Source organism: Pseudoalteromonas rhizosphaerae (assembly GCF_902498845.1).
GTDB classification, from domain to species: domain Bacteria; phylum Pseudomonadota; class Gammaproteobacteria; order Enterobacterales; family Alteromonadaceae; genus Pseudoalteromonas; species Pseudoalteromonas rhizosphaerae.
The window spans coordinates 202202-228943 of record NZ_CABVLM010000004.1; the positions used below are offsets into that span (position 1 = coordinate 202202).

General features: G+C 40.1%; 15 protein-coding genes. All 15 read left to right on the forward strand.

All coding sequences use genetic code 11. From position 1 onward, the window contains the following. The first annotated feature begins 9 nt into the window (after nt 1-9). Nucleotides 10-2049, forward strand: a complete 2040-nt coding sequence (gene prc / locus PSR9079_RS08000) for a carboxy terminal-processing peptidase (protein ID WP_149981053.1) — start codon at nt 10-12, stop codon at nt 2047-2049. Between the two features lie 162 nt (nt 2050-2211). Next, nucleotides 2212-3690: a Na+/H+ antiporter NhaC gene (gene nhaC, locus PSR9079_RS08005; RefSeq protein ID WP_149981054.1), complete on the forward strand. Its 1479-nt coding sequence runs from the start codon at nt 2212-2214 to the stop codon at nt 3688-3690. Between the two features lie 49 nt (nt 3691-3739). After that, nucleotides 3740-6334 (forward strand): aminopeptidase N, encoded by a 2595-nt coding sequence (gene pepN / locus PSR9079_RS08010; protein ID WP_149981055.1) that lies wholly within the window; start codon nt 3740-3742, stop codon nt 6332-6334. A gap of 3 nt (nt 6335-6337) precedes the next feature. Beyond that, complete coding sequence (locus tag PSR9079_RS08015) at nt 6338-6559, forward strand: DUF2835 domain-containing protein (protein WP_149981056.1); 222 nt, start codon at nt 6338-6340, stop codon at nt 6557-6559. A gap of 245 nt (nt 6560-6804) precedes the next feature. Then, entirely contained in the window at nt 6805-8901 is a 2097-nt protein-coding gene (locus tag PSR9079_RS08020; protein WP_149981057.1) for a DUF1302 domain-containing protein, read from the forward strand. Nucleotides 8902-8911: 10 nt separating this feature from the next. Further along, nucleotides 8912-10276 (forward strand): DUF1329 domain-containing protein, encoded by a 1365-nt coding sequence (locus tag PSR9079_RS08025; RefSeq protein WP_149981191.1) that lies wholly within the window; start codon nt 8912-8914, stop codon nt 10274-10276. A gap of 153 nt (nt 10277-10429) precedes the next feature. After that, nucleotides 10430-11431 (forward strand): YCF48-related protein, encoded by a 1002-nt coding sequence (locus PSR9079_RS08030; protein ID WP_149981058.1) that lies wholly within the window; start codon nt 10430-10432, stop codon nt 11429-11431. Next, nucleotides 11431-13755, forward strand: a complete 2325-nt coding sequence (locus tag PSR9079_RS08035; protein WP_149981059.1) for an efflux RND transporter permease subunit — start codon at nt 11431-11433, stop codon at nt 13753-13755. Before PSR9079_RS08030 ends, PSR9079_RS08035 begins: the two co-directional genes overlap by 1 nt. Before the next feature lie 210 nt (nt 13756-13965). Next, entirely contained in the window at nt 13966-18807 is a 4842-nt protein-coding gene (locus tag PSR9079_RS08040) for an NAD-glutamate dehydrogenase (RefSeq protein WP_149981060.1), read from the forward strand. 114 nt (nt 18808-18921) lie between these two features. Beyond that, nucleotides 18922-19932, forward strand: a complete 1011-nt coding sequence (pyrD, locus tag PSR9079_RS08045; protein WP_149981061.1) for a quinone-dependent dihydroorotate dehydrogenase — start codon at nt 18922-18924, stop codon at nt 19930-19932. 120 nt (nt 19933-20052) lie between these two features. After that, nucleotides 20053-20583, forward strand: a complete 531-nt coding sequence (locus PSR9079_RS08050; RefSeq protein ID WP_145233823.1) for a cell division protein ZapC domain-containing protein — start codon at nt 20053-20055, stop codon at nt 20581-20583. A gap of 90 nt (nt 20584-20673) precedes the next feature. After that, nucleotides 20674-22791, forward strand: a complete 2118-nt coding sequence (gene rlmKL / locus PSR9079_RS08055; protein WP_145233826.1) for a bifunctional 23S rRNA (guanine(2069)-N(7))-methyltransferase RlmK/23S rRNA (guanine(2445)-N(2))-methyltransferase RlmL — start codon at nt 20674-20676, stop codon at nt 22789-22791. Beyond that, nucleotides 22784-23020, forward strand: a complete 237-nt coding sequence (locus PSR9079_RS08060; RefSeq protein ID WP_149981062.1) for a glutaredoxin family protein — start codon at nt 22784-22786, stop codon at nt 23018-23020. The genes rlmKL and PSR9079_RS08060 overlap by 8 nt, the downstream gene beginning before the upstream one ends. 15 nt (nt 23021-23035) lie before the next feature. Next, a complete protein-coding gene (uup, locus tag PSR9079_RS08065) occupies nt 23036-24955 on the forward strand; it encodes an ATP-binding cassette ATPase Uup (protein ID WP_149981063.1) in 1920 nt (639 codons plus the stop codon). An 11-nt stretch (nt 24956-24966) separates the two neighbouring features. Next, nucleotides 24967-26700 carry a DUF3466 family protein gene (locus PSR9079_RS08070; protein WP_149981064.1) on the forward strand — a complete coding sequence of 578 codons (1734 nt, stop codon included), beginning with the start codon at nt 24967-24969 and terminating at the stop codon, nt 26698-26700. Nucleotides 26701-26742 lie beyond the last annotated feature (42 nt).

Here is a 26742-nt window from a genome sequence, read left to right on the forward strand (position 1 = left end):
GAGTTGTGTATGAGTCAGAAGTTTAAGCTCATTCCGTTAGTTGCCGCCCTGTATTCAGGTTTATTATTTGCATCAGATATTGCTGATGTTAATGATGTAGTTACAGCAAAAGACTTGCCAGTACTTACGCAAGAGAGTCAGCATAGTACGGCTAGCAAACGGGTGACAAACTTATTTACTCGTGCACATTATAAACCAATTCGTTTTGATGACGCACTTTCAAGTAAAGTGTTTGACCGTTATATCGAATCCCTTGATTTTAATAAAAGCGTCTTTTTGGCTGCGGATATTGCCTCATTTGAGCAATACCGCAACCAATTTGATAATGCATTAACGACCGGTAAACTTGATTTTACCTTTGATATTTTCAACCTAAGCATGCAGCGTCGTTTTGAGCGTTATGAGTATTCTTTAAAGTTACTTGAAACACCAATGACCTTTGATAAGGCTGATGAATATTACTTTGATCGTGAAGATGCTGATTGGGCAAAAACGCAAGCTGAGTTAGACGAGCTTTGGCGTGAACGTGTAAAATATGATGCACTACGATTAAAAATGACCGGCAAAGATTGGCCTGGTATCAAAGAATTATTAACTAAGCGTTATCACAATGCACAAAAACGTTTAGTGCAAACCAATAGTGAAGATGTATTTCAGATCGTAATGAACTCTTTTGCGCGAAGTATTGAAGCACATACCTCCTATTTATCGCCACGCAGAGCTGAACAGTTCAAAATGGACATGGATCTTGAACTAGAAGGTATTGGTGCAGTACTTAGCTACGACGAAGACTACACGGTTATTCGCAGCTTAGTTCCAGGCGGACCTGCTGATAAATCGGAGCAAATTAAAGCTGACGACCGTATTATCGGCGTTGCTCAAGACAAAGAAGAATTTGTTGATGTCATTGGTTGGCGTTTAGATGACGTTGTTGATTTAATCAAAGGACCAAAAGGCACTAAGGTGCGGTTACAATACTTAAAAGGTGCTGATGATCATGGCGCGCCTAAAGTAGTTGAAATTATTCGCGATAAAATTCGCCTCGAAGATAGAGCGGCAAAATCAGAAGTATTCAAAGCAAAATATTCTGATTTAACCAGCAAAATAGGTGTTATCGAGATCCCTGGTTTCTACAACAACTTGTCTAAAGACGTTAAAGTAGAATTGGCGAAATTAAAAGAAGCCAAAGTAGATGGCATTATAATTGACCTACGCCAAAATGGTGGTGGTTCATTATATGAAGCAACACAACTATCTGGTTTGTTTTTTGACCAAGGTCCAGTGGTACAAATTCATACTCTAAATAATCGCATTGAAGAGCAAAAAGACCGCGATGGTGTTACGTTTTACGACGGCCCCCTAACAGTACTTGTTGATCGGTACAGCGCATCTGCCTCTGAGATTTTTGCTGCAGCGATGCAAGACTATGGTCGAGCAGTAATAATTGGTGAGCAAACGTTTGGTAAAGGCACTGTGCAACAGCATAAGGGCTTAGGCCGTGCTTACGATTTATACGATAATCCACTTGGCAGTGTGCAATATACGATTGCAAAGTTCTATCGTATCAATGGTGGTAGTACACAGCATAAAGGTGTGATCCCAGATATTTCATTCCCATCAGCAATTGATCCAGCGGAATGGGGCGAAAGCCAAGAGGATAATGCATTACCGTGGGACAGTATCGTACGCGCCAAATATAACTCGGTTGATGACTTACACCCAGCTATTGCTTACTTAAGCAAAGCGCATGCTGAACGCATTAAATCAGAACCTGAGTTTAACTATGTTTTTCAAGATATTACGCGTTATAAAGAAGAGAAAGACCGGAAAACTATTTCTCTTGTAGAAGCGCAGCGTATTAAAGAAAAAGACGATGGTGAAGCGCGTGCATTAGCTCGTACTAATGAAAGGCTTACTCGTTTAGGTGAAAAACCAATCGAGAGCTTGGATGATGCGCCTGATGTCTTAGACGACTTAGATCCATTCTTAGAAGAAGCTGCATTAATTACCCAAGATTATATCAAGTTTGGTCGTGTAGCTAAGAAATAACTTGTTTTACAGGTTAATAAAAAAGGCGCTTTGGCGCCTTTTTTGCTGCCTAAAACTCTTGATATTGCTATAATTACTGATTAAACGCTGACAAAAGTAAGTAACTTAGTTAGGCTAAGCGTCGCGTCTGTGCTAAAAAATAATAATTAAACGCGCATAAAAATGCGCGTAGGAGTCTCAATTTTGAATTCACAAAAAGAAAAACCCATCCTACAGGCCAGCTTTTTCGATGCCTTGATCCCAATTTCTGTACTGATTTGTTTATTAGGTGCTGCGGTCTATTTATTTGGTGATAGTTCGTCATCAGGACCGAATCAAATTGCGCTACTGTTTGCTACATTTACAGCTGCTCTTATTGGCCTTAAAAATGGCTATACTTGGAAAAAACTTGAACAAGCGATGATAGAGGGGATCACTCTATCTTTGGGCGCTATATTAATTTTGTTAATGGTTGGCGCGCTGATCGGCACTTGGCTGCTGTCAGGCACTGTACCTACACTTATTTATTATGGTTTACAGGTAATTAATCCTAGTTGGTTTTACGCAGCAAGCTGTTTAATTTGTGGCATTGTAGCAATGAGTATTGGTAGCTCTTGGACCACGGCGGCGACAATAGGTGTAGCGCTACTCGGTGTTGCTACTGGCCTTGGATTAGAGCAAACAGTGACGGCCGGTGCCGTAATATCTGGGGCTTACTTTGGCGATAAACTCAGTCCACTGTCTGAAACAACAAATTTAGCTCCTGCGGTTGTGGGAGCTGATTTATTCGAGCATATTCATCATATGCTATGGACGACTGTACCAAGTTTTGTGATTGCATTAATCATCTTTATTTTTATGGGCTTTAATGCCACAGCGTCAAGTGAGGCTGGGCGTATTGATGAAATAACCGCTATTCTACAACAAAACTTTAATATAGGTTTAGAGATGCTGGTGCCACTGATTGTTTTACTGGTGTTAGCAATTAAAAAAATGCCTGCATTTCCGGCAATTTCTATCGGTGCGGTACTTGGTGCAGTATGGGCAATGATTTTTCAATCAGACCTAATTGCAACACAAATTGATAGCTCCCAGGGGCAAATTGTCGGTTATTTTAAATTGGTTTGGAGTACATTTTTTGATGGCTTTAGTATCCTGACAGGCGATGAAAAAATGGACTCATTACTCAGTGGTGGTGGGATGTCTGGCATGTTAACCACAACGTGGCTGATCATGACGGCATTGATGTTTGGCGCCATTATGGAAAAAACAGGTTTATTAGATATTTTTGTAAAAAGTATTCTTAAAATTGCGAAAAGCACTGGCTCTTTAATTACTGCTACTATTGCGACCTGTATTGGTACCAATGTAATTGCTGCAGATCAGTATATCGCTATTGTGGTCCCTGGTCGGATGTTTAAAGAAGAATATGCAAAGCGTGGTTTGAAACCTGTTAATTTATCAAGAACATTAGAAGATGGCGGGACGATAACCAGTCCTCTGATCCCTTGGAATACCTGTGGTGCATATATGCAAAGTGTATTACTGATCAACCCATTTGATTATGCGCTATATGCATTTTTTAATCTTATTAATCCATTACTAGCTGTTATTTATGCTTACCTAGGCATTAAAATTTTACGTATTAAGCCAAAACAATAGCCATAAATTATACGCTCCTCTGTTAAGAGGAGCCACTTTGGAGTTTCACATGACTGCATTAAAAAAACCTCAAGCACAGTATCTTAAAGATTACCAAGCTCCACCATTTTTAATTGATCACATTGATTTGACCTTCGATTTATTGCCGTTAAACACCCGTGTTACGAGTGTTATGACGATCACGAAAAAAATAGCTGGTGTGGCAGATTTAGTGCTTGATGGCATTGATTTGACGCTGATCTCAATTACTGTAGATAACAACGCATATACAGATTATGACCTACGTGATGAGCAGCTTGTGATCCATAATTTACCAGCGCAATGTCAGCTTACAATCGTTAATGAAATAGCGCCAAAAACTAACACATCTTTAGAAGGTTTATATCTATCTGGCGGTGCGTATTGTACACAATGTGAAGCGCAAGGTTTTAGAAAAATAACCTATTATCTTGACCGCCCAGACGTACTTGCAAGCTTTGACGTGACGATTATTGCTGACGAGCAGTTTACTCATTTATTATCAAATGGTAATAAATTAGCGGAAGGTAAATTAGACAATGGCCGTCACTTTGCAAAATGGCAAGACCCATTCAAAAAGCCAAGTTACTTGTTCGCACTTGTTGCAGGGGACTTTGATGTACTTGAAGATACCTTTGTTACGCAAAGTGGTCGTACAATAGATTTAGCCTTGTTTGTTGATAAAGGGAATTTACCGAAAACCCCTCATGCGATGGCATCACTTAAAAAATCAATGCGGTGGGATGAGCAGCGTTTTAATCTTGAGTATGATTTAGATATTTACATGATCGTTGCTGTGGATTTTTTCAATATGGGCGCGATGGAAAATAAAGGTCTTAATATTTTCAACTCTAAATGTGTGTTGGCGAATCAAGAAACCGCCACTGATAAAGATTATCACACCATAGAGTCAATCGTTGGCCATGAGTATTTTCATAATTGGACAGGAAACCGAGTGACTTGTCGTGATTGGTTTCAACTGTCGTTAAAAGAAGGCTTAACAGTTTTTCGTGATCAAGAGTTTAGCAGTGATTTAGGCTCGCGGGCACTGAATCGTATTGATGCGGTTAAAGTAATGCGTACTCATCAATTCAGTGAAGATGCCGGTCCTATGGCACATCCGATCCGTCCTGAACAAGTGATTGAGATGAATAACTTCTATACAGTAACTGTGTATGACAAAGGCGCTGAAGTTATCCGTATGATGCACACGTTATTGGGAGAAGAAAAGTTCCAGCAGGGCATGGCACTTTATTTTCAGCGTCATGATGGGCAAGCCGTCACCTGTGATGATTTTGTTGCGGCTATGAGTGATGCCTCAGGTATCGATTTAACTCAGTTTAAACGTTGGTATAGCCAAGCTGGCACACCACGGCTAATCGTAAAACAAGAGTTTGATAAGCTCAATGGTACTTTTTCACTGCATATAGAGCAGCTGGCACCGCTTAATCAGCCAGAAAATGCGCCATTACATATCCCATTTGCTATCGAGCTACTTGATCAACAGGGCGAGTCTGTCCCTTTACAGTTTGAAGGACAGCCACTTGATCATGTCTTAGATGTCACAACAGCGCAGCAAACGTTTAGCTTTGATGGTTTAACCGCGAAGCCTGTAGCGGTGCTACTAGAGGATTTCTCTGCGCCGTGTATTGTTGAGCAACAAAATACAGCCACTGAATTATTACACATTATGCGCTTTGCGCGCAGTGACTTTTCGCGTTGGGATGCTCAACAACAATTATTCATTGGGGCAGTTAAAGGGGCCATTACAACACCTGAAAATAATCAATTGGATCCAGCAATTATTTCTGCATTACGTAGTTTATTAGTTGAGCAGGAGGGAGATTTAGCTTTAATTGCGGAATTATTAAAGCTGCCTAGTTTTGATACCCTCGCAGCTGAGTTTAATGTGATCCCTGTGGATCAATTGGTTGCAGTGACAAATCAGTTTGAGTTACAAATTGCTCAGCAATTGCGTAGTGAGCTCTTAGACTGTTATCAAAGTTTAATTGATGACGGCTCTGTAAGTGCAACAGCTGTCGCTATACGTGCATTAAAAGGTATGTGCTTACATTATTTGGCAAAAATTAATGAGCTTGATATTAATCAACTCCTTGTTAGTACTGCTAATTCACACAATATGACCAATGTACTCGCCGCGCTCAGTGCAGTGGTAAAAGCTGACAATCCCTTAGCAAAAGAGTTGTTAAACCAATTTGACAGTCAGTGGCGTCATGATGTGTTAGTGATGGATAAGTGGTTTGCATTGCAAGCAATGCAAGGTGGCGATGACGCCATTACTAATATCAAAAAATTATATGATCATCCTTGTTTTGATTTTTCAAACCCAAACCGCGTCAGGGCGTTAGTGGGCAGTTTTAGCCATTTTAATACCGCACAGTTTCACCGTGAAGATGGTACAGGTTATCAATTACTCGGTGACTTATTAGTTAAGCTTAATGCAATCAACCCCCAAAATGCATCACGTATGTTAACGCCATTTATGTCATGGCGCAGATACGATGAAGTACGTTCGGTTGCTATCAAAGCTCAGTTGCAACGTCTTGCTTTGCTTGATAATTTAAGTGACGACTTGTATGAAAAAGTTGATAAAGCACTACAATAAATTATGGTCGAATATTATTTTTTACTGAACTTAACTTACAAACAGTGCATGGATTACTATGAAGGTAAGTATACATCAGTTCAAGTAATTGAAGATGGTGGCAAAAAAGTACGTTTTGCGGCCAGCCATTTGCGTCCTTTTATTTCTTCTTTAGGAGTAAGAGGGCGCTTTCGACTTTTGCTTACCCCAGAGCATAAATTTTTACGTTTGGAACGTGTTGCCTAAAACAATATTTTAAAATAATCACTTATAATATTATTTTTTTGTTAATTCGATTTGTCCTATTGTTAATTTACGTGTATAAATTATCTGGTAGGACGTCTTACCATTAGGTGAACGTCAACTAAACAGAAAAATTATGACCGATTGAACGCGTTCTATTTGTAATTTCTTTATTTCGCTTCTATCGTTACGACTACACTAAAAACAATAACTTGATCACAAAATTACCCGCGACAGGGGGACACACAATGATAAGAAGATCGCTTTTTGTTAAAAATAAACTAGTACTAGGCATCGCAGCCGCTACTTTAGGGTTATCAGCAGCACCAACACAGGCTGCAACATTTGAGGCCGGAGGGTTTGATATAACCTTCGACTCGACTTTCTCTTATGGGCAAAGTATTCGTGTTGAAGACCGAAACTTTAACTTAATAGGGAAAAGTAATAACCCGTCTTTTGATTGGACAGGCTACAACTCCGTTTTAAATCCTATTTATTCAGCGCAAGATGTCTGGGCCCAACCTGGCTCTTACTCTAATAACGGTGACGCTGGGGATTTGAACTTTGATAGTGGTGAGTCTTTTTCAAAGCTGTTGAAAGGGACACACGATTTATCGATCAACAAAGATAACTACGGCCTTTTCACCCGTTTTATGTATTTTTATGATTTTGAATTGATGGATGGCGATCGCGCCTATGTTAATCCAACTTCAGGCCAAGGAGTTGATCCTTGTGATGATAAAGACACTAAAAAACAAAGCTGCGCAGATATTCGTCTATTAGATGCTTACGTATGGGCCAACTTTGATTTGAATGAGGGTAATAATCCACTTTCTATTCGCCTTGGCCAACAAGTTATAAACTGGGGTGAAAGCACATTAATTTCTCACGGTATTAACGTAAATCCGGTCGATATTGACCGATTAAAAGCGCCTGGTGCCGAGTTAAAAGAAGCCTTTATTCCAGTTGGTATGTTATGGGCATCTTTAGGGATCACTGAAAATGTGACTTTGGAAGGCTTTTACCAGTACCAATGGCATGAAACACGCTTACCTGCAGCTGGTACGTATTTTTCAACCAATGACTTTGCCGCAGAAAATGGTTATCAGCAAAATGTACAGCTTGGTTTTACCTCTAACCCTGATATAGATTTAGCGTTTTTAACTGATAGCTTAAATAACTTGATGACCACCTTTGGTCAAGCTGCTGCCGCTAAAGGGATCGATCCTGCAAGCCCTGAAGGTAAAGCGTTATTGGCACAAACTTATCTAGCGTACCCTACTAAAGTCGCGCTTAAAGGCAAAGGAGGGGATGGTAAAACTGAGCCTGATGATGGTGGCCAATATGGTTTACGTTTAGGTATGTTTTTACCAGAGTTTAATGACACTGAGGTTGCACTTTATCATGTAAACTACCATAGTCGTCGCCCGCTTATCTCTGGTCGCGTATCTAACTTTACACAAGCCTCAATGGCTCAAGATTTAGCCATGTTAGCAACGACTAAAATCACTTCTGACAATGTCTCTGATTTAAAAGCATTTGCTAAAGCAACCAATGAGTATCCAGAAGATATTAAACTGTATGGGTTAAGCTTTAATACATCAATTGGTGAAACAGCGTTTGCTGGTGAGTTCACCTTCCGTGAAGACGAACCATTACAAATCGATGACGTAGAATTGCTTTATGCTGCTATGCCTGAGCAGTTAGCGGTAGCGGGGCTTCGTCCTGAGTTTGCAGGTATTTCACAAATGAGCCCGGGTGACGCAATTAGCGTTGTAGGACCTGGCGAATTAGCAAAAGGTTATATTGAGCGTAATACTAGCCAATTGCAGTTTACAGCAACACATTTATTTGGCCCATCACTTTGGGCTGATAGCTGGGCTGTTGTGGGTGAAATTGGTGGTGTGCACATTAATAACATGCCTGAATATGATGAAATGCGTTTAAATGTATCAGGCACTGGTCGAAGCGGTATTATGACTGGACCAGGTACCGATGATTACTCAACACTTCATATGGCTTTATCAAATGGGCCAGAGCAAAAAGAGTTTGCATCAGCATCATCGTGGGGATATCGCTTAATTGCCAAAGGCGATTACTATAACTTCTTCAAAGGAGTTAACTTTTCACCTCGTATTGTATTTTCGCACGATGTAAATGGTAACACACCCGATCCGATGTTCTTATTTATAGAAGATCGTAAGTCACTTGGTGTTACAGCGAACTTTAATTATCAAAATGCATGGTCATTTGACTTTAGCTACAACTCTTTCTGGGGTGGCGGTGATATAAATACTTTCTCAGACCGTGATTTTGTTTCTTTCAATATTAAATATTCAATTTAGGGGTATCATGATGATAAAAAAACCTACCCTCATTGCACTAACGCTATGTAGTTTGTTTTCTACAACAGCGGTCGTTGCCAAAATGACCAGTGAAGAAGTAGCACGTTTAGGTGCAGATCTAACTCCTTTAGGTGCAGAAAAAGCAGGTAATGCTGATGGTTCGATTCCTGCGTGGACAGGTGGTATTACTAAAGCACCGGCAGGTTATACGCCGGGAATGCATCATCCAGATCCGTACGCTGACGACAAAGTACTTTTCACCATTGATAAATCGAATGTTGATAAATACAAAGCAAATTTAAGTCCTGGTCAAGTAGCTCTTTTTGAAGCGTATCCAGATACGTTTAAAATGAATATCTATACTACTCATCGCAGTGCTTCAAACCCACAGTTTGTCTATGATGCGACAAAAAAATACGCACCAACTGCAGAGTTGATAGAAGAAGGTAATGGGATAAAAAATACCGCAATTGGTATTCCTTTTCCTATTCCAAAAACTGGCTTAGAGGCAATTTGGAACCATTTATTACGCTACCGTGGTCTGTCAATTGAGCGTTTTGGCGGTCAAGCAGCTCCTATAGCCTCAGGTTCGTATAATTTAGTTGGCTTTGATGAGCAACTGTTAGTTAAGTACTCAGATCCAAAAGCAACACCAGCAGAGTTACAAGAATCTAATATTTTGTTTAAATTTAAACAAAAAGTCACCGAGCCTGCGCGTTTAGCTGGCACGGCCCTATTAGTTCATGAAACCATGGACCAAATTTTAACTCCGCGACAAGCGTGGACTTACAATTCTGGCCAGCGTCGTGTTCGTCGCGCGCCTAATGTTGCTTATGATGCACCAGGGACAGCAGCTGATAGCTTGCGTACAACCGATGATTTCGATATGTTTAACGGTTCGCCAAACCGCTATACATGGACGCTCAAAGGTAAGCAAGAGCTTTATGTACCATACAATAGTTATAAGTTACACAGTGATAAGTTACAGTATGACGATATTCTGATGGCCGGTCACATCAATCCGGAACATGTGCGTTATGAAAAACACCGTGTTTGGGTTGTAGAGGCAGATTTGAAAGGCGACACTCGTCATATTTATAAGAAGCGCGTATTTTATATTGATGAAGATAGCTGGCAAGTACAAGTGACGGATATCTATGATAACCGTGACCAAATGTACCGTGTAGCGATGGCTCATACAATTAACTATTACGATGCGCTCACTAACTGGAGTACATTAGACGTTTACTACGATTTGAATTCACGCCGTTACCTAGCGATTGGTTTAGATAACCAAGAGAAAATGTATGATTTCTCACAATCGTTTAATGATAATGAATTTACCTCAAGTGCACTGCGCCGCGAAGGTCGTTAATACACTCTAAGCACCTGGAATTATCTAGGTGCTTTTTTATTATTTCAAATCGCGTTTGTCACTCTGACACGCACTGGGTCATGACACTAACCGAGTCCCCCGACTGCACGTTATATACCGACAAACACATTCTTTTCAAGGCGATTTTAATTTATGAAGTACATGCTTTATGCAGGTCTTGCCGCTGTGGCGAGCCTTTCAACTCTTTCTATTGCAGCTGAACCACTTGCTGCAATTGTCGCAACTAAAGCAGATAAAACCCTGTTGACTGATATTGAATACACGGGAAAGCAACTGGTCGCTGTCGGAAAACATGGCACTATTATTACCAGCAGTAATGCAAAAAATTGGCAACAAGCGAGCGTTCCAACGCAAGTGTTATTAACGGCGGTTGCCTTCAGTGGCAGTGAACTCGGTTGGGCTTGCGGGCATGATGCGACTATTGTTCATACCAATGATGGTGGTGCAAACTGGCAGTTGCAACAAGTGAATACGCAATTAGATAAACCTTGCTTAGATATTTTATTTACCAGTGAACTTCACGGCTTTGCTGTGGGTGCCTATGGTATGTTTTATGAAACCAGTGATGGTGGCAAACATTGGCAAAAGCGTTTTCTGGATTCTTTATTATTTGCAGATGATAGAGATTACTTAAATGATTTAAAAGAATCCGATCCTCAAGGCTATGAAGCCGAAACTGCATCAATATTGCCGCACTTTAATCGTATTGTCACAACAAAAGATAAACTTATGTTAGTGGGCGAAATGGGTTTGTTAGCGCACAGTACAGACAACGGAAAAACATGGCAACGCGATGAAGAAATCTACCGGGGTTCTTTTTTTGCTTATGCCAGCGATGAACAAGGGCAAGAAATAGTCGCGGGTTTAAGAGGCAATATTTTTAGCCGTCAGGTAGGTGAGCAATGGCAACCAATAAGTAATAATAAAACCGCCACAATCAATAGTATTATCGCTAGCGGTGATAATCAATGGTTGTTACTTGCCAACAGCGGTGTGATTTTCCACTATAAAAATAATCAACTTACTATTGAGCAGTTAGCGGATGGTAAAGCAATTCTTGATGCCGTTATTTTTGAAAATCAATTGGTTATGGCATCAGAAAATGGCATTAAAGTGAAGGGGATGGCTCCATAATGCACACAATCGTCAATTTTTTAGAGAAAGCAGTTTTTCGTCATCGATTAATGATGGTGATAAGTTTTATTTTAATAACATGTTTTTTAGGTTTTAAAGCCACACAAATCCAACTTGATGCTTCATTTAATAAAAATATTCCACTTAATCATGATTATATGAAAGTGTATTTAAAGCATGAAAAGCAATTTGGTGGCGCAAATAGTATTTTGATCTCAGTGTGTGATGATAGCGGTGATATTTTTAATCCTGAGTTTTTCACCCAATTAAAAGCCGTTCATGATCAGTTATATTTTATTCCTGGGGTGAATCGTCCGTTAGTGAATTCAATTTTTTCACCCAGTGCACGTTTTGTTGAAGTTGTTGAAGACGGCTTTGCGGGTGGGCCAATTATTCCCGCCAATTTTACTGCTGATCAACGAGGTTTAGCGGTTGTTAAAGAGAATATCGAAAAAGCGAAAGTCGTAGGCAGGATGATTGCCTCTGATTATTCGTGTGCGATGGTAACCGCGCAGTTGATGGAAACTGATCCGCAAACGCAAGAAAAATTAGATACGTTAGCGTTTGCACAAAAGCTAGAAAGCGAAATTCGAGAGCCATTGAGCACTGATAAAGTAAGTATCCACATTATTGGTTTTGCCAAAATGGCCGGTGATATTGCCGAAGGTGCGAAAGGGGTTGTGTTATTTTTTGCTATTGCTATCGCGTTTACTTTCATCATGGTGTGGTTATTTTGCGGCAGCATCAAGCTCACTATTTTACCTATAGCCTGTTCAATTATTGCCGTGGTTTGGCAGTTAGGGATATTGTCGAGCTTAGGCTTTGGTCTAGATCCAATGTCGATTCTAGTACCATTCTTAGTGTTCGCAATCGGCGTAAGTCATGGCGTACAGATGATCAATGCAATAGGTAAAAAAGTCGCCGAAGGAAGCAGTAATACGCGTCTTTGCTGTCAGGCTAGTTTTAGATCGCTGTTAATACCCGGTGGTATTGCATTGCTGTCAGACACGGTCGGCTTTTTGACGTTACTAACCATAGATATAGGTATAATTCGTGAACTGGCTATCACAGCAAGTTTAGGTGTGGCTGTTATTATTTTTACTAATTTGATTTTATTGCCAGTATGGGCATCGTATATGCGCTTTGAAAGCACAGTTCATATTCAATCAGGCAACAGCGAAAAACCAAACTTACTTGATTCAATTCGTGATCTGTTAGTCAAAGCCACTGATCCAAAATGCGCGAAAATCATTATTGGCTGCACCTTAGTATTGTTTGCTGTAGGTTATTGGCAAGCAGGGAAAATGCATATCGGCGATTTACATGCAGGTGCACCGTCATTGCATCAAGATGCCCGTTATAACCAAGATACCTTTTTAATATCGGACAAATATACAATTTCATCCGATATTCTAAAAGTGATTGTCGAAGCTTACCCTGCAGCATGTACAGAGCACGACGTAATGGATCGCATTAGTCGTTTTCAATATAAAGTTGAAAACTTAGCAGGTGTTCAATCAGCAGTATCCCTAAGCTCAGTCGCGCAGTCGGTTAATGCCGGGTATAACGAAGGTAATTTAAAATGGCAAAGTTTGCCTCGTAATACGGCAAGTTTGGTGCAATCTACCTCACGAGTCGAAACCAGTACCGGTTTACTCAATGGTGATTGTTCAGTTATGCCTGTGATTATCTTTTTAGATGATCATAAAGCGCAGACCATTGAACATATCATTGCCAGTGTTAAACAATTTGCCATTGAAGAACAAACCGATATGCTGCAGTTTAAGCTGGCCTCAGGGCCTGTCGGCGTCATGGCTGCGACGAATGAATCAGTTTCTGCTGCACAATTACCTATGATGTTATACGTTTATGGTGCAGTTATTATTTTATGCTTGATTAGCTTTAAGAGTGTAAAAGCGACCATAGCGGTAGTGTTACCCTTGTATATTGTATCGACTCTTGCGCAAGCTTTAATGGTACAACTTGAAATCGGTCTGACTGTTTCAACGTTGCCAGTGATTGCACTAGGTGTAGGTATTGGGGTGGATTATGGGATTTATATTTTGTCATCGATGATGGGGCAATTAAAGCAAGGTGTTGCCTTACCAGTGGCGTATCGTAATGCACTCGTTGAGCGTGGTAGTGCGGTGTTATTTACCGGTATCACGTTAGCTATTGGTGTGAGCACCTGGATTTTCTCTGATCTTAAGTTCCAAGTGGACATGGGAATATTGTTAACCTTCATGTTTTTAGTCAATATGCTTGGCGCAGTATTACTTTTACCAGCAATTGGTAGTTTGATCTGGACTGACCAGAAAAAATAATGTGAATAATTTTGCTCCTAAATGGCCTGTAAAGGCCATTTATATCTATAATTTGTGAATAGATGACCAAATAGCTGAAATGCTTAAAATGTTTTCACCGAAAGGGCTGTTTATTAATTTTAAAAGGGTTAGAATTTGCCTGACTCCACACAATAAATTGCTGTACAAATTTTCCATCTAAGTAGGTGGTATAGATTTAAGGAACATGTAATGACACGAAATGAAGGGCAAGCCTCGGTTATCTTAGATAATGTCTGTAAGCTGATCCAGAAAAAAGTTCACGCTGATAATGTGTTACTCGTTGAGAAATTCGCCAAATCCTTGTACAGCAATATGTCTAAAGAAGATTTGGCACATCGCAATGATAGTGACTTATATGGCGCTGCACTTAGCCTATGGAACTCGCTAGAAAAAAATACCTCTGATGATGCGGTGATCCGCGTTTTCAATCCTGAAGTAGCAAAAGATGGCTGGCAGTCATCACACACAATCGTCGAAATTATCGCTAAAGATATGCCATTTTTAGTTGATTCTGTTCGTATGGCGATGACCCGCGAAAATATCGCATCTCACTTGCTATTACACAGCCCACTTAAGATTCAACGCGATAAAAACGCTAAAATTTCGGCTTTATCAAATTTAAAAGCCGAACAAGAGTCTAGCTCTACAAAAACAGTGTTTTTTATCGAAATTGATCGCCAAACAGATTCTTCAGTGATTGACTCGTTCAAAAAAGAGCTTGAGTCAGTGTTGAACGATGTGTCTACTGCGGTAGAAGATTGGCAACCGATCCGCAAAAAGTTAATTGCGGTCAGTAAAGAATTACCAAAACGTAATCATAACAACAATGCAAGTGAAGTTGCAGAGACTGTTGAATTCTTAGATTGGTTAGTAAAAGATAATTTTACATTAATGGGCTATCGCCAATACGATTTGTCGCCAGTACAAGGCGATTACCAGCTCAAAGGTAAAATCGAGGGCAGCTTAGGTTTGATGAAGAATTCAACCGAAGAGCATTCTCGCCTGTTATCTGAATTACCAGAAGTTGCCCGTCAAGAAGCCCGTAGCAATAACCTGTTGATCCTTACAAAAACCAATTCGTTATCACGCGTACATCGCCCAGCATACATAGATTATGTAGGGATTAAACGTTTTGATGATGAGGGGAATGTGATTGGCGAAGACCGTTTCATCGGGTTGTTTTCATCAAGTTTTTATAACAACAGCGCCGCTGATGTGCCAGTTTTAAAAAGTAAAATAAATCGCATCATGGAAATGTGTGATTTTGCCAAAGGCACTCATGCTTATAAAGCGGTATTAAATATTCTTGAAACCTATCCGCGTGATGAACTTGTTCAGGCCCGTGAAAGCGAGTTACTTGAAGTTGCAATGGGTGTTTTACAAGTACAAGAGCGCGATATGTGTCGCTTATTTGTGCGTAAAGATGCCTATGGTCGTTTTTTCTCTTGCATGGTCTATGTTCCGCGTGAGCGTTATAACACAGCACTGCGTCGTGAAACACAAGATATTTTAGGCAATGCATTTAATTCAGACGATAAAGTCGAATTTACTACCTTCTTCTCTGAGTCTACACTGGCGCGTACTCATTATACCGTGCGTGTGACTGACAACAATATAGAATATAACGTGAAAGACATCGAAAATAATTTAGTAGAAGCCGCTCGTACTTGGGAAGATAAATTACAATCAGCACTGTTAGAGTCTGCTGGTGAAGCACGTGGTAACGAATTAAACCGCAAATATTGTAATGCGTTTGCCCGTTCTTACAAAGATGAAGTACTGCCAAGTGCCGCTGTTGTTGATATTGAAAAGCTTGAACTATTGAATGACGATAACAAGCTTGAAATGTTGTTTTACCGTCCGCAAGAAGAAGCGAACAGCAACATTGTACGTTTGAGCTTATTCCACAAAGATGAGCCAATCCATTTATCAGACGTTATGCCAATGCTTGAAAACTTTGGCTTGCGCGTCATTGGTGAAACGCCTTATTCGGTTAAAACCAGCGATGGCCGTATCAACTGGATCATGGATTTCTCAATGCTACTTGATAGCAAAGGCATTGCAGATTTCGATAAAGTATCAGCACGTTTTCGTGCCGCACTTACTAGTGTGTGGAGTAACCGTTTAGAAAATGACGGCTTTAACCGTTTAGTGTTAATGGGTGGCTTAACTGGTCGCGAAGCCTCAATTTTACGCGCTTATGCAAAATACATGCGCCAAGTTGGGGTTACTTTCTCGCAAACCTACATCGAGAGCACATTAGCTAATTACCCGCACATTGGTTCGCAAATTGTTAATTTATTTGCTAAAAAGTTCTCTGTTAAAAGCCCTGCTAGTGTTAAAACGCTTGATAAGCTAATTGCGCAAATTTATGTAGAACTTGAAAACGTTGCTAACTTAGATGATGACCGTATTATTCGTTTATACGTCGATATGATCATTGCTACGCTGCGTACTAACTACTTCCAAAAAGATGACATAGGTCAGTTTAAGTCTTATGTGTCGTTCAAAGTAAATCCAAGCTTAATTCCAGATATGCCATTGCCATTACCGGCATTTGAAATATTTGTTTATTCTCCACGTGTAGAAGGTGTGCATTTACGTGGTGGTAAAGTTGCGCGTGGTGGCTTGCGTTGGTCAGATCGTCGTGAGGATTTCCGTACGGAAGTACTTGGTCTAGTTAAAGCACAACAAGTAAAGAATACAGTTATTGTACCTGTAGGCTCAAAAGGCGGCTTTGTTTGTAAACAACTGCCTACGGATCGTGACGCATTCTTCAAAGAAGGCCAAGAGTGTTACAAAATCTTCATTCGTGGTTTATTAGATATCACAGATAACATTATCCAAGGTGAAATTGTGCCGCCGGTTGATGTAACTCGTCATGATGAAGATGATGCATATTTGGTTGTAGCCGCTGATAAAGGTACAGCTACTTTCTCTGATATTGCCAATGGCATTGCCAATGAATATAACTTCTGGCTAGGTGATGCATTCGCATCAGGTGGTTCAGTAGGTTATGACCATAAGAAAATGGGTATTACGGCCAAAGGCGCATGGGAATCGGTTAAACGTCATTTCCGCGAAATGGACATTGATACACAAACAACTGATTTTACGGTAGTTGCAATTGGTGATATGGCTGGGGATGTATTTGGTAATGGTATGTTGTTATCCAAGCATATCCGTTTACAAGTGGCATTTAACCATATGCATATCTTTGTTGATCCAAACCCAGATTCAGCGACGTCTTACCCAGAGCGCGAGCGCCTATTTAACTTACCTCGTTCATCGTGGGAAGACTACAACAAAAACTTGATTTCAGCGGGCGGCGGGGTGTTCTCACGTGCGGCTAAATCAATCACTTTAACGCCAGAAATGAAAAAAATGTTGGGCACTAAAAAAGCCAGCATGACACCAAACGAGCTGATCAAAGCATTCTTAATGATGGAATTCGATCTATTATGGAATGGCGGCATTGGTACTTACATTAAGAGCAGTAAAGAAAGCGATGCAGATGTAGGCGACCGTGCAAATGACGCCCTACGTATCAATGGTAGTGAGCTTGGTGCAAAAGTACTCGGTGAGGGTGGCAACTTAGGTGCAACCCAATTAGGACGTATTGAATTTGCTGCTAAAGGCGGGCGCGTTAATACTGACTTCATTGATAACGTAGGTGGAGTTGCGTGTTCTGATAACGAAGTAAATATCAAAATTTTACTTAATGGTTTAGTTACAGCCGGTGATTTAACGCGTAAACAACGTGATGAGCTACTGTATTCAATGACCGATGAAGTTGCACAACTGGTACTGAAAGACTGTTATCGTCAAACGCATACACTGTCAATTACGCAATCAAAAGGCTCATCAACGCTTAAAGAAAAAGTACGCTTTATTCATGCCCTTGAAAAAGATGGCAAGTTAAATCGTGCAATTGAATTTATTCCAAGCGATGAAGAGTTGGCAGAACGCGCTGCAGCGGGTAAAGATTTAACTCGCCCTGAGTTATCGGTGCTTGTGTCGTACGCTAAAATGGTACTTAAAGAGTCACTCGTGACTGACGACATCACAGAAAATCCATATTATCGTCAGCTATTAGTGAAGTCTTTCCCTTTACCACTACGTGAAAAGTTCAATACTGCGATGGATAATCACCCACTGCGTAAAGAAATTATTGCTACTAAATTAGCTAATAATATCGTTAACGATATGGGTCTGAACTTCATGGTACGTATGCATGAAGAAACTGGCGCAAACGAAGCTGAAATTGCGTTATGTTACTCTGTTGCCAGTGAAGTATTCCAAATGCGTGATACGTGGTCTGCAATTGTTGATCTTGATAACAAGATCCCAGCCGCAGTGCAAACTGAAATGTTGTATCAGTTACGTCGTACAGTACGCCGAGCAACACGTTGGTTCTTACGTCATCGCAATAAAGCGCAAAATATTGAGCAAACAATTGCCTTCTTTGCACCGACCTTCGCTGATTTAAGTGCAAACTTAACTACCTACATGGTAGAAAAAGAAAGTGAACGTTTATCTGCGGCCGCAGACAAGCTTATTGAAAGTGCAGTACCAGCTGAGCTTGCAACACGTATTGTTTCGCTCTCTAGCTTGTTCTCAGTAATGGACTTAGCAGAAGTTGCTGCAAATTCAGGGCGTAGTATTGATATGGTATCTAATACCTACTTCAAACTAGGTGCACGGATGGGACTGCATTGGTTCCTTGACCAAATTACTCATCAGCCGGTGGCGAATCATTGGCAAGCATTGGCCCGCGCTTCATACCGTGAAGAGCTTGATTGGCAACAACGTACACTATCTGAAGTTGTTTTAAATAACTTTGCTGGTGATAACAAAGATGTTGACGGTCAAATTGATCAGTGGATGGACAGCCAAGATTTATTACTACAACGCTGGAAGCAAATGTTAGCTGAATTTAAGACTTCACAAAGTCATGATTTTGCTAAGTTCTCAGTTGCATTACGTGAACTTATGCTACTTAGTCATAACTGTGATACATCTGCAAAATAAGCAATTGATACTGACTGATTATTTTCCCACATGAAAATAATGAGTTAATCGTTAAAATTGTTATACAATACCCCAGCCTAGTCTGGGGTATTTTTTTATTAAGAGGATTATTTCATGTTTTACGATCTTGCTCGCCGTTTTATGTTCACCCGTGATGCGGAATGGGCCCATGAATTTGCACTTCATAACTTGCGCCGTTTTAACAATACCCCGTTCAGTGCTGCATGGTCGCAATCAGTGGCAGATCGTCCAGTCGAATTTTTAGGTTTACAGTTTAAAAACCCAGTAGGATTAGCAGCTGGCCTTGATAAAAATGCAGAATGTATTGATGCGTTTGCAAAGATGGGTTTTGGCTTTATTGAGGTAGGTACTGTGACACCTCGTCCACAAGTCGGTAATGACAAGCCGCGTATTTTCCGTCTGCCGGAGTCAAATGCAATTATCAATCGTATGGGCTTTAATAATAAAGGTGTTGATAACCTAATTAATAACGTTAAGGCTGCTAAATACGACGGCATTCTAGGTATCAATATTGGTAAGAATAAAGATACCCCAAATGAACAAGGTAAAGACGATTACATCCACTGTATGCGCAAAGTGTTTGAACATGCCTCATATATTACTGTCAATATCTCATCACCAAATACGCCAGGACTTCGCGATCTGCAATATGGTGCTGCACTAGATGATCTTTTGCAAAGCCTTAAAAATGAGCAGCTTGATTTGATCGCCAAACATAATAAACAAGTGCCAATGCTAGTAAAAATTGCCCCAGATCTTGATGCTGTGCAAATAGCTCAAGTTAGTGAATCATTATTAAATAACAACATCGATGGTGTAATAGCGACGAACACTACCTTAGAGCGGGCTGCGGTGCATGGACAACAATATGCTGATGAAGCCGGAGGCCTGTCAGGTCAGCCAGTACGTGAGCGCTCCACGCATGTAGTGCAAGAATTAAAACGTTTAACCGCAGGTAAGTTGCCGATCATTGGAGTGGGCGGAATTGATGATGCAGCCAGTGCGAAAGAAAAATTTTCAGCAGGTGCGGATCTTGTACAGGTATACACTGGATTTATATATAAAGGACCGCAATTGGTAAAAACGATCCTGCAAGGCTTATAAGGATCCGTTATTTAAGCTTTTGATCGTTCAATAAATGTTCTAAAGAAATATATATTAATTGGTCAAAAGCCGCTATACTACAATATTCATAAGATTAATTAGTCGAGGCGTAGGGAACGCATGTTACAAGCATCAAAGCAGTGGAAATGGATTGCTTGTCCAGTAAGAAATCGTTTATTGATCGATTTAGATCAAGATATGCAGCTGTGCACGCCTTATAAACTACGTCAACTCACCGATGCTATTTTAACCCAACCTAACTTTAGTTTAGAAGATGCCGCCTTTTATCAGCAGGTTTACCAATATCTTGCTGGATTTAATCTATGGAATGGCGCGCAGCTATGTCAAATTGCGCTCAATGCGACAGCAGCTAAATTTTATTTAAAGCCAATGCTGGCAAAAAGTTGGTTTTTCGAACCCTACAAAGGCAATGAGCCCAGTATAGAAGCCGTTATAAAATTGCAAACTAGCGAACAAAGTGGTGAGTTTTTGATTGTTGACCACTGTAAAGAAGCCTCTTTATGCATTTGTCTATCTGAGCATTTTAAGCTTGATGAAAACTTAAGCCTTAATCAATTTGAAGCTATTCGTATACTTAACAATCGTGTCCATCCAATTTATAACCACGCACAAAACAGTAAAACAGCCTAAGCATATTTTTTGTAGTTCCTTTGTTTATCGCGTGTTTGTCGCCCAACCTATGTTATAATCCCGCGCAATTAGCTATTAAGGGTTATTACTTTGCATTTTATCGCACTTACTTCTATCGGAATCGAAAATTTATTGGTTGATGAACTTACTGACATTGGCGCTACGGTGACCAAACAAACAGTCGGTTCTGTGCGTTTTGACGCCGACACTACATTAGCACAAAAGGTCTGTTTAATGAGCCGCTTCGCGACACGAGTGCTGATGTTGATCGAAGAGAAGGAGGGCGTTAATAATAAAGAAAGCCTTTACAATTTTGCTCGCTCACAGCCTTGGCAGGAATGGTTTGGTCCAACGCAAACTTTTGCAGTCGACTTTAATGGTACCAACGACTCACTTAAAAATACCCAGTTCTCAGGTTTAGTGATCAAAGATGCGATTGTTGATTATTTTAATGATTTATTTGAACAGCGGCCAAATGTTGATAAACAAGATGCCAATGTACGCGTTGTTGCGCGTTTATCGCGTCAAGGTGTGGCCATGTATATCGATTATTCAGGGCCGCGTTTATCTGAACGTGGTTACCGAGAAGGTCAAGGTAAGGCACCTATTAAAGAGCATTTAGCGGCAGCACTGATCAAACGCAGTGGTTGGCTTGATAATGTTCAACAGCCGCTATTTGATCCCTGCTGTGGTGCTGGCACTATTTTGATTGAAGCTGCTGGCATGGCGCGTAATGAAGCGCCGGGTTTATTCCGTGAGGGATTTGCATTTGAGCGCTTACCAAGTTTCCGTATTGCTAAATACAAAGAGTTAAAAGAGCAGCTTACAGCACAAATTACAGATCCTAAACTATGGCTTATTGGCCATGACAATGACGCTAATGTACTAAGCAAAGCAGTAGATAATGCTCGTAGAGCTGATCTAGGCGATGTGATCAAGTTTAAACAAAGCGATGCAACTAAGCTTACTTCAGTGGCGAAATTACCAGGTGTGGTTATTTCAAATTTACCGTATGGTGAACGTATTGGTTCGATGGCTGAGTTGGTAAGTTTACACAGTGCTTTAGGTACAGGCTTTAAAAAACATTTTAATAACTGGAAACTTGCTCTACTAGGCATGGATGAGAGTTTATTTAAATTATTAAAGCTGGTGAAACTCAAGCGTTATAAATTTAAAAATGGTCCACTTGATGTGGTACTTAATTTATATCAACTTGATGACAAACAAGTCAGCCAAACAACTGAAGATAAGCCTGCATTGAACTTTGAAGGTTCAATGTCGTTTGCTAATCGGGTTAAAAAGAATAAGCAAGGCTTGAAAAATTGGCTCAAACAAAATGATGTGCAGGCCTATCGTGTCTACGATGCTGACATCCCTGAATACAATGTAGCTGTTGATATTTATGGTGATTCAGCGGTAATATTTGAGTACGCTGCGCCGAAAGAAATTGACGATGTAACAGCGCACAAACGTTTACAAGACGTGATTTCGTTAACCTCACAGCAGCTCAATATCGCACCTGGAAATATTGCTGTAAAAGTACGTAAAAAGCAAAAAGGTGAAGAGCAATACACACCGATGGCTAAGCAAAATCGTACTCAAGTAGTTGAGGAGTTTGGCGCGAAGTTTAAAGTCAATTTATTTGATTACTTAGATACTGGCTTGTTTTTAGACCACCGTCTTGCTCGTCGTTATATCCAAGAAAATGCCAAAGATAAACGCTTCTTGAATTTATTTGCCTACACAGGGACAGCCTCTGTACATGCCGCTCTGGGTGGCGCTAAAGCGATAACCACGGTTGATCTATCGAAAACCTATTTAAAATGGGGCCAAGATAACTTTGACCTGAACAATATTAGCAATACTCGTTATCGTTTCGAACAAGCTGATTGTTTGAAGTGGCTTGAGCATGCCACAAGCCAATACGATTTGATCTTTTTAGATCCGCCAACGTTTTCAAATTCAAAACGCATGAAAGATGCTTTTGATGTACAAAATGATCATATTAAATTACTGACATGGGTCAAAAAAATCCTCAGTCCATCTGGCACGTTGATTTTCTCGAATAATATGCGTGGCTTCACCATGGATGAAGTTGGCTTGATTGGCTTAGGCTTAAAAGCTGTTAATATTTCAGAGCAGACGATTTCTCCTGACTTTAAACGCAATAAAAAAATACATAATAGCTGGTTGATAACCCATGGCTAAGTGGATTTTGTATCATACCGATGGCTGTCATTTATGTGAGCAAGCGCAGAGCTTGATCACGCCGTTGTTGGGTGATGATCTGTTACAGCTTGTTGATATTATGAGTGATGAAGAATTAATTACAGAATATCAGACCAGTATACCCGTTTTAAAAAGCGATCAAGGCCCGCAATTATTTTGGCCTTTCACTGCGCAAGATGTGCGTCAGTTTTTTACGCAAACAGAATAAGAGTAAACAGATAGTATGGATTTAATTAGAATTTCTAAAGCTCAACTCGCGTATGGTACGCATCCACTGTTAGACAACGCTGATGCCGTCATCGAAACTGGTGAGCGTGTGTGTGTGGTTGGTCGTAATGGTGCGGGTAAATCAACGTTACTAAAAGTCCTTGATGGCCAAGTTATTTTAGATGATGGTGAAATAAATCAGTTAGGTAGTATTAAAATATCGCGTCTAGAGCAAGATCCACCAAAAGGAGCTAGTGGCTCGGTGTTCGATTATGTTGCTCAAGGTATGCCTGAGATTGCAAATTTATTAATTGACTTTCATCACGTCAGCACTGAGTTACAAACTGACTGCACAGATAAACTACTTAATAAACTTGAACGTTTATCAAATCAACTCGAAGCCGCAGATGGTTGGCGTTTTGATAGTAGAATTCAACTTGTATTAACACAGTTAGAATTAGCACCAGAAGCCAAACTTGAATCACTTTCTGGTGGCTGGTTACGCAAAGTTGCCCTTGCACGGGCACTTGTCAGTGAGCCGGATTTATTATTACTTGATGAGCCTACTAACCATTTAGATATGGAAAGTGTGATGTGGCTTGAACAATTCTTAAAAGAGTTTAAAGGCGGTATTGTCTTTATTTCTCATGACCGTGCTTTTATTCGTGCAGTTGCTACGCGTATTCTTGATTTAGATCGCGGTAAGTTAATTTCATACCCTGGTGATTATGCGACATACCTAGAGCAAAAAGCCCATGATTTAAAAGTAGAAGAAACGCAAAACGCATTATTTGATAAACGCTTAGCAGAAGAAGAAACGTGGATCCGCCAAGGTGTAAAAGCACGTCGAACGCGTAATGAAGGCCGTGTCCGCGAGCTCAAACAGCTACGTAATGAACGCAAACAGCGTGTTGATCAAGTGGGTAAAACTGACTTCAACATTGAAACAGCTGACCGTTCAGGTAAATTAGTATTTGAAGCTAAGCACTTAAATCATGCATTTAATAAAGACAAAGTGATTGCTCAGGATTTCTCAACCCTTGTTATGCGTGGCGATCGTATTGGCTTAGTTGGCCCTAATGGTATTGGTAAGACGACTTTATTAAAACTGCTATTTGGTGATATTGAAGCTGATGCAGGGATTGTTAAGCAAGGGGTGAACTTAGAGTTTGCTTACTTTGATCAATACCGCCAAAAGCTTGATGAAGAAGCCACCGTACAAGATAACGTTGCCGAAGGTAAGCAAGAAGTAATGATGGGCGGACGCTCACGTCATGTACTCGGTTATTTACAAGACTTTTTATTCCCACCTGCGCGTGCTCGTACACCAGTTAAAGCACTCTCTGGCGGTGAAAAAAATCGCTTATTATTAGCTAAACTATTTTTAAAACCATCAAATATTCTTGTGCTTGATGAGCCAACCAATGATTTAGATATAGAAACCCTTGAGCTGTTAGAGGATATTATTAATCAGTATCAGGGAACTGTGTTAATTGTAAGCCATGACCGTGAGTTTATTGATAATACCTGTACCAGTGTTTGGGCATTTGAAGGTAATGGGGTAATTACAGATATTGTCGGTGGTTACAGTGATTATGAAGCCTATGCTAATTATTTAGCACAGGAACAAAAAAAACAGCTAACTACACCTGCTAAAAAAGAAGCAGTCGTTGCACCAGCTCCTGTGGCTAAAGCAGATAACAAAAGTAATAAACTCTCTTACAAATTAAAACTTGAATTAGAACAATTACCCAGTAAGCTGGAACAACTTGAACAAGCATTAGAAGCGCAGCAAGTTGTGGTTAATGACGCTGATTTCTTTAAACAAGATGCCAGTGCGACAACCAAAGAATTGAACCATTTAGCACAACTTGAGTCTGACCTTGAAGCCGCTCTGGAGCGCTGGGAAGAACTTGAAGATTTAAAGAATCAGTAGTAAGGACTAAAATGAAATATAAATTACTCGCGGCTAGTATTCTAGCTACGATGAGTACATCAGCAATCAGTGCAACATATCAGTTGACAGAGCTGAGTTCTTTAGACGAAGCCAAGCATAATTACGTAAAAGATGTCAGCGAAAGTGGCAATATAATCGGCGTTGCTAACGGTATTTACAATTTACCTATTGATGTTAGTTATATCGATTTTGGTGATAATGTAATTGAAAGTGCTTACCGTGAGCGAGAAAAGTATTTTAAGAACATTGATAAAGAAATTACTTTTACGCTTGATGATATTGAAAAAAATAATGCGGCGGCAACTAACCCAGATGCACACAGTTTTATGCTTTCATTTTTATCAGCACAAGCTAATAACTCAGAATATCAAAAACTGGCAAATATTGTTGGTTACCATGTTTTGAATGGTGAAGCTCAAGAGCAAGTACTGTTTGATGTTGCATCAGTCGATTATGATGGCCTTACACGATCAGTTAGCAATAACTATAATGCAGTGGCTGAAGACGGTGTTACTGTGGGTTGGGGCAGTGCACCTTATGAGAAAACTAGCTTTCTTCCTGAGGGTGAAAGTGAAGAAGAAACACGATTCGTGCGTGATTTTATCTCTCGGGGAGTTGTTGTATCGCCATCGGGTTTAAATGTGCCGTTAGTGCCTGAGTATGCTGAATTTGGTGGCTTAAGTTCAGCCAACGATATCGTTAAAACAAACACCGGTTATATTGTCGTTGGGCAAGTATCAACAGGGATCCCAGTTGATAGACAAGAAAATATTGATGATAATTGTGATGGTGAAGATGAACCTGTCAGTGTTTGTATTGAGAATTTGTATAGAAGCACATCATCACGATTGTTCGATACCCGTGCAGTTAAGTGGACACTTGATACAAATTTAAACATTACTAAAACTGAACCGCTTGGTTTGGGTCTTACACCAGAAGATGATGATGGGTTTGCATTTATAAGTAATGCACTTGCTGTTAATAGTAATGGTATTGTTGCCGGTTACTCTGACATTCGTGATAATAACAGATCGTCAACAATTAGATCGTTGCCTGTTTATTACAAAGACGGAAACGTTGTTGAAATGCTCAATCAAGAAGATGATTGGACAGGTGGTAAGGCAGTAGCAATTAATAATAATAATACGATTGTTGGTTATGGAATAAAGAGAATTGATGGCTCAGATCGTCAAAAATTCTTTTATCATGATGTTGCCAGTAATAGTACTGTATTCCCAACGGATTTCTTTAATAGCTCCAGCTCAGTTGCCAATGATATTAATGACAATGGTTATATTGTTGGTGAAGGTGAAACTGACCTATTTAATGTTGGTGCGCGTCGCCGCGAAGGTTTCCTGTACAAGATTGGTGAAGATGCGATTACAAATATAAATGATCTACTGCCTTGCTACGAAGCAGATGGTGAAACACGTTATGGTTATGTCGTTTCAGGAGCTAAAGTAATTAACAATAAAAACGAAATTTTTGGTGTTGCTACTAAAACGGTCGAGAAAACTGATTCATTAGGCGGTGTTGTACGAGATATCAATGGTGAAATAGAATACGAAAGTATTGTAGTGCCAGTGAAGTTATCTCCTATTAACGGCAGTATTGATAGTTGCTCAGCTCCTGAAACGGAAACTTATGAACGTCAATCGTCTAGTTTCCCTTGGTATACGTTATTGTTACTACCGTTAGTTGGTCTGCGTCGTATATTACGTTAAGTATTGAAATTATTGCTAGGTGATCCAGTATTAACGGTCACT

Excerpts from the sequence above, each read along its gene's own strand:
- prc (WP_149981053.1), top strand. The coding sequence starts at position 10 with ATGAGTCAGAAGTTTAAGCTCATTCCGTTAGTTGCCGCCCTGTATTCA.
- nhaC (WP_149981054.1), top strand. The coding sequence starts at position 2,212 with ATGCGCGTAGGAGTCTCAATTTTGAATTCACAAAAAGAAAAACCCATC.
- pepN (WP_149981055.1), top strand. The coding sequence starts at position 3,740 with ATGACTGCATTAAAAAAACCTCAAGCACAGTATCTTAAAGATTACCAA.
- PSR9079_RS08015 (WP_149981056.1), top strand. The coding sequence starts at position 6,338 with ATGGTCGAATATTATTTTTTACTGAACTTAACTTACAAACAGTGCATG.
- PSR9079_RS08020 (WP_149981057.1), top strand. The coding sequence starts at position 6,805 with ATGATAAGAAGATCGCTTTTTGTTAAAAATAAACTAGTACTAGGCATC.
- PSR9079_RS08025 (WP_149981191.1), top strand. The coding sequence starts at position 8,912 with ATGATAAAAAAACCTACCCTCATTGCACTAACGCTATGTAGTTTGTTT.
- PSR9079_RS08030 (WP_149981058.1), top strand. The coding sequence starts at position 10,430 with ATGAAGTACATGCTTTATGCAGGTCTTGCCGCTGTGGCGAGCCTTTCA.
- PSR9079_RS08035 (WP_149981059.1), top strand. The coding sequence starts at position 11,431 with ATGCACACAATCGTCAATTTTTTAGAGAAAGCAGTTTTTCGTCATCGA.
- PSR9079_RS08040 (WP_149981060.1), top strand. The coding sequence starts at position 13,966 with ATGACACGAAATGAAGGGCAAGCCTCGGTTATCTTAGATAATGTCTGT.
- pyrD (WP_149981061.1), top strand. The coding sequence starts at position 18,922 with ATGTTTTACGATCTTGCTCGCCGTTTTATGTTCACCCGTGATGCGGAA.
- PSR9079_RS08050 (WP_145233823.1), top strand. The coding sequence starts at position 20,053 with ATGTTACAAGCATCAAAGCAGTGGAAATGGATTGCTTGTCCAGTAAGA.
- PSR9079_RS08060 (WP_149981062.1), top strand. The coding sequence starts at position 22,784 with ATGGCTAAGTGGATTTTGTATCATACCGATGGCTGTCATTTATGTGAG.
- uup (WP_149981063.1), top strand. The coding sequence starts at position 23,036 with ATGGATTTAATTAGAATTTCTAAAGCTCAACTCGCGTATGGTACGCAT.
- PSR9079_RS08070 (WP_149981064.1), top strand. The coding sequence starts at position 24,967 with ATGAAATATAAATTACTCGCGGCTAGTATTCTAGCTACGATGAGTACA.